8 protein-coding genes are annotated in these 12,371 nt (G+C 40.4%); 3 read left to right on the top strand and 5 right to left on the bottom strand.

The genetic code is table 11. The features are described 5' to 3' along the window. Window positions 1-5 precede the first annotated feature (5 nt). The 3 genes from H5115_RS08485 to H5115_RS08475 all read left to right on the top strand — a co-directional run bounded on the left by H5115_RS08485 (window position 6) and on the right by H5115_RS08475 (window position 1,610). The gene (locus tag H5115_RS08485; protein ID WP_182754754.1) at window positions 6-719 is read left to right on the top strand and encodes a hypothetical protein; all 714 of its coding nucleotides are present in this window, start codon (window positions 6-8) and stop codon (window positions 717-719) included. A 272-nt stretch (window positions 720-991) separates the two neighbouring features. Then, window positions 992-1,285, top strand: coding sequence for a hypothetical protein (locus H5115_RS08480; RefSeq protein WP_182754752.1), 294 nt, complete (start codon window positions 992-994; stop codon window positions 1,283-1,285). Continuing rightward, a complete protein-coding gene (locus tag H5115_RS08475; RefSeq protein ID WP_182754750.1) occupies window positions 1,275-1,610 on the top strand; it encodes a hypothetical protein in 336 nt (111 codons plus the stop codon). The genes H5115_RS08480 and H5115_RS08475 overlap by 11 nt, the downstream gene beginning before the upstream one ends. 131 nt (window positions 1,611-1,741) lie before the next feature. On the opposite strand, the gene H5115_RS08470 is transcribed toward H5115_RS08475, so the two are convergent. The 5 genes from H5115_RS08470 to H5115_RS08450 form a co-directional block, all read right to left on the bottom strand. Further along, window positions 1,742-3,631, bottom strand: a complete 1,890-nt coding sequence (locus H5115_RS08470; RefSeq protein ID WP_182754748.1) for a monovalent cation:proton antiporter-2 (CPA2) family protein — start codon at window positions 3,629-3,631, stop codon at window positions 1,742-1,744. Window positions 3,632-3,794: 163 nt separating this feature from the next. Then, entirely contained in the window at window positions 3,795-6,191 is a 2,397-nt protein-coding gene (locus H5115_RS08465; RefSeq protein ID WP_182754746.1) for a PKD domain-containing protein, read from the bottom strand. A gap of 221 nt (window positions 6,192-6,412) precedes the next feature. Beyond that, window positions 6,413-7,306 (bottom strand): hypothetical protein, encoded by an 894-nt coding sequence (locus H5115_RS08460; RefSeq protein WP_182754744.1) that lies wholly within the window; start codon window positions 7,304-7,306, stop codon window positions 6,413-6,415. A gap of 203 nt (window positions 7,307-7,509) precedes the next feature. Beyond that, a complete protein-coding gene (locus H5115_RS08455) occupies window positions 7,510-9,513 on the bottom strand; it encodes a methyl-accepting chemotaxis protein (protein ID WP_182754742.1) in 2,004 nt (667 codons plus the stop codon). Window positions 9,514-9,801: 288 nt separating this feature from the next. Next, the gene (locus tag H5115_RS08450) at window positions 9,802-12,330 is read right to left on the bottom strand and encodes a TonB-dependent receptor (protein ID WP_220487206.1); all 2,529 of its coding nucleotides are present in this window, start codon (window positions 12,328-12,330) and stop codon (window positions 9,802-9,804) included. Between the last annotated feature and the right edge of the window lie 41 nt (window positions 12,331-12,371).

Here is a 12,371-nt window from a genome sequence, read left to right as displayed (position 1 = left end):
GCTAAATGAAAAAAGCGTTATTAATAATTGCCACGCTTGTAAGTACAAGTAGCTTTGCCTCGCAATGTGATATTGATGCCAAGCATTTAAAAGCCGATTATAAAATTACCAACAGCCATAAGGCGCAGCAAAGTAGCGAGTCACTTACCCTTTGGCGAAACAACCAGCAAGTAGCGCATCAAAGTGAAGTAATAACCGAGCTTTGGCAGCACTTAGCCAATAACCAAATACGACCAATACGTTACTTTAATGCCCAGCAACGCGGCATTGAATACCAACCATCTGAGGTACGCGGCGTACAAAATTGGAGTGCTAAAAGTCAGCTGGTGGATAACCACTTAGTCGAAAAAATGACCCTAGTAAGCACACAAGGCAAAGGCTGCGATGAAGTAAAAAACTATACACTGAGCGAAAATGGCAACGACTTTAACCTCGCCTTTTTTACGCATTCAAAATTAGTTAAAACATTTAGTATTAGTAATAAAAAAAGCCAAACAACTACCTTACTTAGCCTTAACAATGTAAGCACTAATGTGCCATTAATTACTGCTCAATTTGCACAGTGGGACCGTTTTCAAACCACCGATTACGCCGACATTGGCGATAACGAAGGCGACCCGTTTTTAGCTAAAATGATAAACCTTGGTTTTATAGAGCACAGCGCAACAGGTTTTTATAACCAGCAGGGCGAGGCTATTCAAGGCGGGCATCATCACTAGGTTTTTAAATGTTGTAGTTCATAGCTAAAATAACAGGCGGCTATGAGCTACAAGCCAATATTCAAAAATAGATTAATTTAAGCCATTCCCACCCAGGTAACCCTATCAGGCAAACATCCTCTTACTTCCAAAGTTACCCACCTTTCGCATGACATTATAGTTGGCAATAATTTACATTCTTTGATATTAATAGAAGTTTACACTTTAGGGACGCTTGTGAAAGTAAGGAAAAGCCCTCTGATAAAGCTGCTATAAGCCTAGGAGAACGAATAGTGAAAGTAGCCCAAAAGAAAGCAAAAAACCAATCTAGCTCTCTATACGTGAGAATTCTCAATTCTCTTGAGAATAAAAACTACAGATACAGAACTATACATGGGATTTCCAAAGAAACAGGTTTACCTGAAACCCAAATCATTTCAATAATTGAGAAGCATTCGAATGATGTTGTTCAATTGTACCGAACTGATAAAGCTGGTCACCGACTATACAGTACTCGCAAAAAATATAATAAAACGGCGGGTATATCTGAAAAAGTAATGGGGGTTTTTCTCAATCGTGTCTACTGAGATTGCTATATTCGGCGTTAATATAGCGCAAACAACTTTTGTTAACTTAGCTGGACTATTTGGTGGTTTTTTTCCATTTATCGTTGACCTAATACAACGTCAAAATATTGAAAAAACAAAAAGAACTGAGTTGTGTAAGCTCTTTTATTTTTTAAAGTTAATATTGCTACCTATCTGCGCATTGGTTATTACAGCTTTTGCTTCTAGTTCCGGTAATGTAACTACATGGTTAGCCGCGTTATATTTAGGTGCTACTTTTCCTGTGTTTGCTCAAAAAGCCGTAGCTTTAAAACCAGCAACTTTAGATACGAAAAACGGAGCTTAGAATTATATTAAGAGCTTTAAAATTAAAAATAGTTGGTTATGTTCCTATGTCACTAAATTTTAATCAACTATTTTCAATCTTATTGAGGAACTACCATCACCAGTTAACAGCACAAGTATAATTAACTAATACTACTCAAGGTGAGCATCATCAGGCTTTTTAGGTTTACTCGTTACTTCTGTTAAGCCGTTTTCGCAATCGCCGCTGTCGCAGGTATTTAAATCGCTTTGTGCTTGTTTATCTTGTTGCAGCACTTGTTTTAAATCTTCCATGCGTTGGCGCACGGCTACGCCGTAGCTGGCATCGTCTCCCCATAATGCAGCAAGTTGCAGTACTGCAGCACGGTCGTGGTCTCTAAATAGCTTGCCAGCACGTTCTGCATCTTGTTTAGTGTTACCTAGTAACTCGAGTGCTTCTACAGCAAGGTTAATAGCAGAGTCGACTGTTTCGCGGTTAAACGCATCTACTTTTAAATTAAGTAACTGATACGCATGGCGGCGGTCGATTGCGCGAGCAACTATTTTTAACTGCGGGTAGTTTTTATGCGCGAGCTTAATTATCTCAATAGTTTTATCGGGGTTATCAATTGCAATTACCAGCATTTGCGCGGTGTGTGCGCCTGCGGCTTCAAGGAGTTCTTGGCGTGCGGCATCGCCATAAAATACGGTGTTACCAAAACGGCGTAGTAATTCTATTTGGCTAGGGCTGTGATCAAGTACAGTAATTTCGTAGCCTTGCGCGTGCAGTAAACGCCCCATAATTTGACCAAAACGTCCGTAGCCCGCAATAATTACGTGCTTAGCGGTGCTAATTTGCTCTGGCTTATCAAACTCAGGTAAAGCACTGTTGCTGCGTTTTTGTATTTGCTCATAAACCATAAGTAATAACGGCGCTATTAGCATTGATACCGCCACAACTAAGGTAACAAGGCTGGTTTGCTCGGGCGTTAAAATACTGAGCGTAGTGGTTACGCTTAACAATACAAAGGCAAACTCACCCCCTTGGGCAAGCGCTAAGGCAAATAATAACTGCTGTTTGCTGTTAATTTTAAAGGTAACGGCAAGGGCAAATAAAATGCAGGCTTTAACTACAATAAGTAAAACCACTAAGCCTATAACGGTACTAAACTCGTTAAATAGCAGCTCAAAGTTAATTGATGCGCCAACCGTTATAAAAAACAATCCTAAAAGTAAGCCTTTAAAGGGTTCTATATCGGCTTCTAATTCGTGTCTAAATTCGCTCTCGGCAAGTACAACGCCGGCTAAAAAAGTCCCCAAAGCAGGCGATAAACCAATACTTTGCATAACCAGTGCAATAGCGACCACTAAAAAGAGTGCAAAAATAGTAAATATTTCACGCATGTGTGTTTGGGCAATGTATCTAAATAACGGCGCCGATACATATTTACCGCCGGCAATAATAGCGGCAATAACCGCAACCGATACGCATACTTGTTGCCATACAGGCCAGCTTGCAATAATTGAATCGCTGATTTCTTTTGTGCTAGTTTGCGGGGCAAATGCAAGCAGTGGCAATAAGGCTAAAATAGGAATAATTGCGATGTCTTGAAACAGCAATACCGAAAAAGCGTTTTGTCCGGCTTCTTGCTTTAGCCAGCCTTTTTCTTCAAGGCTTTGCAGCACAATAGCCGTAGAGGAGAGTGCGAGCATTAAACCAATGGCGAGTGCGGTTTGCCAATGCATGGAAAAAAACCAATAACAAAATGCAAATATAGCCGCTGCCGATAGCACAACCTGTAAGCCGCCAAGCCCTAAAATAGAGTGGCGTAATGTCCATAAACGCGAAGGTTGTAGCTCAAGGCCCACTAAAAACAGCATCATTACTACGCCAAATTCAGCGAAGTGCATTACATCGGTTTGATCGCCCACAACACCCAGCGCATAAGGGCCAATGAGTATTCCGGCAATTAAATAACCTAATACTGAGCCAAGTCCGACTCGTTTAGCAATAGGCACAGCGACTATGGCTGCTGCTAAGTAAATTAAAGCAATTTCTAACACGCGTTTATCCTAATAACATCAAGGCTTTTAGAATGGCTTAGCTGCTTATAAAATACAATGGATTATATGGCTCAAAGTTGCTTATTTATCAGTAGTTATAACACTAATGGTTATAACTACTGGGCTAAAAATAGCACTTTATGTTGAAGGGCTTATTTGGGGGCTAAATATTACAAATACTTATAATTGCTGAGCTTGGTTGGCCTGAATCAGAATGGTAAATAGTAATGTTTGAGCTGATTGTATTTTCAACGTTTGTTTCAATTACTGTTACTTCAAATTCGGCTGATGCAGGTAGGTCGATATCTAATTCGCTATCGAGGTAAGTACTTCCGCTTTTTTGTAAAGTAAGTGGTTTTGTTTGATCAAAGCTAAATTGAAAGCTATCTGACGCTAAAAGTGTATCTACCATGTTAAAACGTAAATTAACGGTGTCGGGGCCTGAAAACTCAGCACACACAAATACCGAAACCTCAACAGCCTGTAAAACGGGCATGCTATTTTGGCCTATATCCACAGTAAAATTGCTTTGCGTAATAGCTACAGAGTTATATTCCCCAGCTGCAAGCCTTTGATCTGCTGTTGTTATCGTTATTTTTTCACCTTGCGCTAAATTAACCTCTTCATCAAAAAAGCCATTTGTGTTGGTGCTGTACTGCTGTCCATTAATTGTTAGCTGTGCATTGCTTATAGCGGCTTTTTGCACATTAGTGAGTTGCCCTTTAATACGACCGGTAAGTTGTGCAGAGCTGGTTACTGTAATTGAAAATTGCACACTTTTTGAAAAGCCATCAGCATCAGTTGCTACAACGGTTAGCGTGTAACTACCTGTCATATCTGCGATAAATTCGGTAATACTTTGGTTTGTATTGCTTAAGCTGGTGCTCGAGCCTGAAGGGGCTGATAGTGTCCAAGCGTAATCGAGAGTGGTTCCCTCTGGGTCGTAACTTTGGCTTACATCAAATTTAACCGTATTGCCCACTACATCGTAGCGTGATTGCTCCCCCGTGAAGCTAATTACTGGCAGTGCATTTTGTATTACATCAATTGTTAGGGTTTTTGTGTCAGAGAACTGCACGCCATCGTTAGTGCGTAACGAAATAACAACTTGCCCCTCTACTGATGCGCTAAACGTTGGTTTTGATATTGTATTACTGCTAAGCGTTGCTTGGCTTTGCGACGAAATGATTTCCCATTGGTAGCTTAGTGGCTGGCCCTCTGGATCGTAACTAGTTGAGGCATCAAGTAAAACCTGTTCATCAACCGTTATGGAGGTTTCATAAGTTACCAAAGTAATAGGCTTTTTATTACTACTGGCATGCAGTACTGAGGTTGCTTGGTTTGAGCTTAATTGCCCATCAGACACTGTAAGCACTACAACGTAGTCGCCTTCTTTATCGGCAACAATAGAGGGCGTTGCTGATGTGTTGTTAGTGAGCTGTGATGCGCTATTTACAGGCTTGGCTTGCAACTGCCAGTTATAGCTCAGCGCATCTCCGTCTGGGTCGCTGCATTGTTGGCACTGCAAAGTGGTTGATTCGTTTAACGTAATATCACGTTCGGATTCAAGTGTTGCAACTGGGGCCTTATTACTTGTGGTAACAGTTAAAGTAACGGATGCGGTATCACTTTCGCTTTGCTGATCGGTAACAGTGAGTGAAAGCGAGTAATCTCCAGCTGTTGACGCTGAAAACCCAGCGGTATGATTTTGCATGTTTGAAAGAGCTGGTGTGCTGCCCTGGGGTTTTGATGTAATTGCCCACGCATAACTAAGCGTATCGTTTTTATCGGGATCAGTACTTTGGTTACCATAAAGTGTAACAACTTCATTTGGGGCAATTGTTTTATTTTCTACGTTTATAACCGCTTGTGGTGATGAGTTAGAATTAAGCGATTCACTTTTTATGAGTACGACAGTGCTTGCCGTATCACCTTGTGAATTAGTAACGGTAAGCTCAATTTTAAACTCGCCTATTTCGTCTGCAACAAACTGGCTTTTAACTTGAGTCGCATTTTCAAGCGTTGCATTACTTGCTACGGGCTTGGTAATAAATTGCCATTTGTATTGATTAATGGCGCCGCTGGTTGTGCTACTTTGCGCGCCATTTAAAAGCACAACATCACCTTGTTTAACGGTTTGTGTGCTACCTGCGTTAGCAATTAGTTGGGTATTTGCAGTAACGGTGAATTGTTTTTGTGCCGGTGTGCTTGAAAGCTTGCCGTCACTCACGGTTAATACTAATTGGTACTCTTGTGCTTCAGATACTGAAAACTCAACGGTACTTTCATTATTAACCGTAATCGGTATTTCTACTTGTTCGTTTTTGCTGGTTAATTGCCATTGATAGGTGAGTGCATCGCCATCGGGGTCGCTACTTTGTGCTGCGCTAAAAACGAGGGTGGTATTTACTTTAAACCCCGATTGCTCGGTGGTAATAACCGCAACAGGCTTTGTGTTAGTGCTGAGCGGTTTAGTTACTGTTTTGGAGTCTGAACCACCAGAGCCACATGCAACAAGCGTGAATAGAGTCGTGATTAGAATTAAGAGTTTCCATTTCATAGTATTAATATCCTTTTAATAAAGTCGAATACTAATATGTACCTAAATTAGCTATAAAGCAAAAAAATAAATCAAATAAGTAAATTTTCATTATTTTAGGAAATAGTTAATGTGAAACAGTGCTGCTTTTAAATAATTTATACTTTGAGGGAAGTGCCTTATGCCCAGATTGATAGGGCATAAAGTATATTAAATGGCAGTTGAATAACGCTTAAATAAAGTTAGTCAGCTACTTTTACTGAGCCGCTAATATTATCGATACTTACATCGCCCGAGCCCGACTCAGTGATAGTCAGCCCCTTTGCATGATTAACGCGAATATCACCCGAACCATCTTCAATTGTTACGCTTGAACCAATATGCTCAATAAGCAGGTCGCCAGAGTTATCATCTACATTAACAGCACCGCTAATATGGCTTATTACTATATCACCCGATCCATCTTCAACGTTTAGCGAACCGGTTATGTTGCTCACGTGCATTTCGCCAGAACCATCGTCAATAGTTGCATTGCCGCTTACGTTGTTAATGTGAATACTGCCAGATCCATCGGTTAATTCTAAATTACCTGCGATGTTTTCAAGGTTTACTTCACCTGAGCCATCGTCAACAGTTAGGTTTTTAGCACCGCTTATCGTTAAATCTCCTGAGCCGTCTTTTACATCAATATTGCTTTGCATAGCACTTATTAAAATGTCGCCAGAGCCATCATCAATATCTAAATTTAGATTACTTGGCACAGTAACCACTAAATTAATACTTGGAGATTGGCCACTGTAAAAGCTAATACCATTACGACTTTTATTTTGGGCAACAAGCTTTGCCTGTTTACCGTCTTGCTCGAGCGTTAGCTCGTATTCGTCTTCAATGTCGGCTGTGTAAATAGTGGCATCAACACTGATGCTGGTGGCAGTCTCCGAGCCTTTTATTTCAAGGCTACCTGCGCCGCTTAACACATTTAAGTATTCTAAATTATTACTTGGCAGTGATAGCTGTTTAGTTTGTTTTACTGAGGCAACGCTTGGCGATATATGAAATACACAGCCACTTAATAATAAAATGCCGCCAATAAGTGAAAGTGGTTTTGCAATACTTAATTGTGCTGATGAGCTCATGCTTAGTCCTTTGGTATTTATTGTTTGTATTTATATAAACAATATAGAGCAAAAATGAGGCCGAAATGTAAGTTATTGTTTTATATAGGGTGGTGTTTTTTTATGAAAGTTGAAATACTAATAAGTGGTTAAAATAACTAACTATTAATAAAAAAGGATGCGCGATGCATCCTTTGTTTAATTTAGAAACTTTAACTGTGGTATTAATGTGCTCTGAAGTAGCTTATTTGTTGCTTAATTTTTTCAGCTAATGTCATTAGTTCACTTGCCGAACTTACAGTACTTTGCGTGCGAGACTCACCCTCTTTAGCGAGTTGGCTTATAGAGTGTAGGTTTTGAGTGATTTCTGCTGCAACGGTGCTTTGTTGATCTGTTGCCTCAGCTATATTATTTGATGAGCGAGTTAGATCACCAATACTTTGAGTGATTAAGTTAAGTTGGTCTCCTGTTTTTTCGCCCTCTTCAGCTGATTTAATACCCAACTGACGGCTTTGTTCCATTTGTTTAGTTGCGGCGGTAACTTGTATTTGTAGCTGTTCAATTGTTTGGCTAATTTCTAAAATTGATTTTTGAGTGCGCTGCGCTAATGTTCTAACTTCATCGGCTACAACTGCAAACCCTCTACCTTGTTCGCCAGCTCTTGCCGCTTCTATTGCTGCATTAAGTGCTAGTAAGTTTGTTTGCTCAGCAATCCCATTAATTACTTCGGTTACTTTACTTATTTCGTTACTCGCGGTGTTTACTTTTTCTACAGAGTTATGGCTATCATTTAACTGTTGGCTTAGTTGCATTAAATCATTAACAACTTGGGTTAATTGTGTTCGACCTAATTGAGCTTCTGCATCAACTTGTTGGGTTCGTTGAGCGCCTTCATTTGCGTTATTGGCTACATCTTTAATGGATACTGACATTTCTTCGATGGCGGTGGCTATTAGATCTGTTTGCCCCATCATTGCATGTGCTTCTTTGCCGTTAGTGAGTGCAATTTTTTTGGAGATGCCCGCTTGCTTTTCCAGCTCAACTACAGAGTTTTGTAAGGCGAGTATTAGTTTTTTGAGTTCAACCGACATGCTGCTTACACTCGCGGTAATTTGGTCTATTTCATTTTCACTATTTGTGTTGGTATTTAAAAAATGTTGTGACAAATCACCTTTACCTAATGCATCAACGCTACGTGTTAACTGTCTTAATGGTTTAAGTGTTTTTACTAGCACCCAAAAAAGTAAAATTGAGATAGCAAGGATCCCCCCAACAGACGTTATGCTGTTAACTACCATTAGTTTTATGCTTTCTTCAGTGAGTTCGCTTTCTTTTACACGACCAAGTAAGGTCCAATCCCACCCAGGTACCGTTTTACTGTAAGCAAACATCGGGGTGTTATTTTCACTATTGTATTTTAATGACAGACCCTTTTTAATTGCCTCTAGATTAAGCCCATCAAGTGCTTTGGAGTTCACTTTTGAGTCAACTGCGGCCTCTTTACCCGCTATAACTACATCATTTGTATTTCTGAAAACAAATAAGTTACCGCTTTCTTCAATTACTATTTTATTAACAGACTCTCTCAGCGATGCCAGTGCATCGTTTATATTAAAACCTATGTATAAAATACCAATTACTTGGTTTTGTTTATTTTTAATTGGTTGATAAACAGTCATATACTCGTTGCCGAATAATTTAGCGTAACCTTCATAGCTTTGACCGTTCATAAGAGGCTGATAGCCTGGGTGTTTTTTTCCTAGGTATGTGCCAATAGCCCGTTGCCCATCACTCTTTTTTAAAGAGGTAGTAATACGAAAAAAATCATCCCCATCTCGCATAAATACCGTGGCGTTACCTCCGGTTAATTTAGCGTAATTTTCAACAATATCGATATTGTTATTAACCTGTTCACCATCATGTAAAAGAATAGGAACCATAGTATCTACGACCATTACTTTTTGATCGCTTTTTTTAAATTCACCAGGGTACATACCTTTAAATACGGTCGCATTGCGTTTTGCTATTGCAAGTAGGCTGTCGTATTGGAGTTCTAAAAGATCTGAAATAGCGGTTATTTCAGACTTAATCGCAGTTTCACTTTTTTCAGAAAGTGTATTAGCCGAGATTAAATAGGTAGATAGTCCCACTAAACTAAAAATACATAACGTTAAAGTGAATGCTAGGGCACCAATTTGTTTTGATATTGACCAGTTTTTATAGCTCATACTTCACTCCAAAGAAAGACGGTATTTATGCGTACTTAGTTTAATTATAGGCGTTTTAAGTTGTTTTTTGATGACTTACTAGCAACTAACTTAACCTAATAATCAATTTATCATATAAAAAAAATTTAATAATAATAAAAAGTTAGCAATTTATGTTGAAGGTGTTATTGCTGAATTTATTTGATTATAGCTATGATGGTTATTTTTATTACTATTTTTTAAATATAAAAAATCCGATATGGCATGCCATATCGGATTTTAATTTAACTCATTAAATTTAAATTTAAATTAAAAGCTGTAAGTAATATTACCGTATAAGAAACGTCCGTCTAATCCGTAAGGCGCATACGGTGTGTACGGGAATATTTGGCCAAAGTCAGAGTAACCAATGTTATCCACGGTTGCTTGTGGGTACTGATCGAACAAGTTGTTTGCACCAACGGCAAATTTCCAATATTCGTCTGGACGGTATGCCACTTCTAGGTCGGTGATCCATTTAGGGTCTAGGTATTCATCGCGGTCAGCTGTGGTTGATATATCAGCGACTTCACCATAACGTGTGGCACGAAGGGTTGTTTGCCATTCGTTAAAGTTCCACACTGCAGATAGGTTCCATTTGCTATCTGGCGTGCCTTCTTCAAAGCGGCCTACTTCACGACGGGCAAACACTACGTAGTCGTCGCCTAGTGAGTTTAGCTCGCTTGGGTTGTCGTTTACGTGTGTTACTTCGGTATCGTTAAAGTTAGCGGCTACGTTTAGGCGTAAATCACCTAAGTTGTCTAAATCTAGGTTATAAGTGGCAACTATATCTACACCTTGCGTGCGTGAGTCAATCGCGTTGGTAAAGTAACGTACGCTTTCGGTATTTAGCTCACCAGCATTTTGTAGTATTTCAACAACTGCATCGCCTTCTAAGTTTTCAGACAATACAATACGGTCATCAATATCAATACGGTACGCATCAACAGTTAAGCTAAAGCTGCCTTGAGTGTACATAAAGCCCGCAGTAACGTTTACTGACTCTTCAGCATCTAACGGCTGTGCACCTAACGCTTGCGCTGCTGCAGAATCGGTTGGGAATAGACCAACTTCAAATGGTTGGTTGTTCTCAAGTACGGTTGATATTTGGCGGTACGAGCTTTGCGCTAAAGATGGCGCACGGAAACCGGTGCTAATTGCACCGCGCAGCGATAGGTTTTCAGTAATGCTGTAACGCGAAGCAAGCTTAGAAGTAAATGTGTCGCCAAAGTCGCTGTAATCTTCATAACGACCCGCTAAAACTACGTTCCATTTTTCTGTTAAGTAGGTATCAAACTCAACAAATAAAGCGATGTTATGACGGCTTTCGTCAGTCGCACTTTCTGGTCCAAAACCAGCAAGTACTTGCGCGCCACCGGCTGCAATTGGGTTACCATCGCTATCAAGTGCGGTGATGTAAGACGCTTCTTCGCCTTCTTCAATTTTGTAGCTTTCGTGGCGGTATTCAGTACCTACGGTAAAAAATACGTCATCAGGTAAGCCTAAATCGAGTGTGGTGTTGGCCGTTGCGTTTACTAAAAACTGATCGTAAACCAGTGCGCCGTTGTCAAATTCGGTTGGGCTGTCGGCACCTAGTGATGTGTTAATACTATTTACAACACCGAAACCAAAGTCGTTGCGGCCGTAGTTGGTACTTACATCCCATGTCCAGTCGTTAGTTTCGCCTTTTAAGCCCAGTGCAAATGAGTAGTCTTGTACGTCTGTTTCAATTTGCGGCAAAAAGCCATCTTGGTAAACTTCTAAAACGTTACGGCTGTCTTTTGCACGGCGGTAAAAACCACCTGAATTACCTTCACGCTTTGAGTAGCTACCAAATGAATAAAGGTTTAAGCCGTTATCTAAATCGTAACCCATGTTGTAAAACAATGCGTAATCTTCAAGGTCGGCTTTACCAAAACGGTGATTGTAACGATCGATAGTAAATTCACGTGGGTCTAAGCTGCCATCATCAAGGCGACTGTATTGTTCGCGAGGGTCAAAACCTGAGCGCTGAGTTGAGTCGTTATCACGGTACTCAATTGATACGTTTACAAAGCCGTTATCAGATAACGCAAAACCAGAGTTTGCGCTAATAGTGCGTGTTGCACCGTCGTTTACTTCGCGGTCGCTACCGGTATTAAAGGCTAAGTCGCCGTTTGCGTCTGCGTAGGTGCTTTCTAGCTGAGATACACCAGCCATTTGAGTATCGTATTTACCGTACGTTACGCTTACGCTGCCGCCTTCTGAGGCATCTTTAAGTACAATGTTAATTACCCCAGCAATTGCATCAGAACCGTACTGTGCGGCTGCGCCATCACGTAGTACTTCAACACGCTTAATTGCAGAGGTTGGGATCATGTTCAAATCAACAGCGGTAGAGCCTCGACCAACAACACCTGCTAAGTTTAATAGCGCACCGGCATGGCGGCGCTTACCGTTTATAAGCACTAATGTGTGATCGGGTGCTAATCCACGCAAAACAGCTGGTTTTGCATGGTCAGTACCATCACCCATAGTGGCACTTGGGTAGTTAAAGCTAGGTACTTGGTTTGCTAGTATTTGGCTTATTTCTAGCTGACCCGTACTTTGCATATCACCGCTGGTAATAATATCTACAGGTACTGAGCTTTCGGCAATACTGCGTAAGCTTCTGCGAGTACCTGTTACTGAAATCACTTCAATGCTTTTTTCGGCTTGAACATCTTGTTCTGCAGCAAATACAGAATAATAGGGTGCACTAAGTGCAGAAGAAACGGCCAGGCTAAGTGCTACTTTTTTGGCTGATAATGGCTTTAACATGATGTTGATTCCCTTGAGGGCTGCTGACTATTGATTTTAAA

The sequence above is a fragment of the Pseudoalteromonas sp. SR44-2 genome, assembly GCF_014163745.1.
Taxonomy (GTDB): Bacteria; Pseudomonadota; Gammaproteobacteria; order Enterobacterales; family Alteromonadaceae; genus Pseudoalteromonas; species Pseudoalteromonas distincta.
This window is presented reverse-complemented; position numbering and strand designations above follow the sequence as displayed.

Coding starts and splice junctions, on each gene's coding strand:
- H5115_RS08455 (WP_182754742.1), bottom strand. CDS start 9,513: ATGAGCTATAAAAACTGGTCAATATCAAAACAAATTGGTGCCCTAGCA.
- H5115_RS08460 (WP_182754744.1), bottom strand. CDS start 7,306: ATGAGCTCATCAGCACAATTAAGTATTGCAAAACCACTTTCACTTATT.
- H5115_RS08450 (WP_220487206.1), bottom strand. CDS start 12,330: ATGTTAAAGCCATTATCAGCCAAAAAAGTAGCACTTAGCCTGGCCGTT.
- H5115_RS08485 (WP_182754754.1), top strand. CDS start 6: ATGAAAAAAGCGTTATTAATAATTGCCACGCTTGTAAGTACAAGTAGC.
- H5115_RS08465 (WP_182754746.1), bottom strand. CDS start 6,191: ATGAAATGGAAACTCTTAATTCTAATCACGACTCTATTCACGCTTGTT.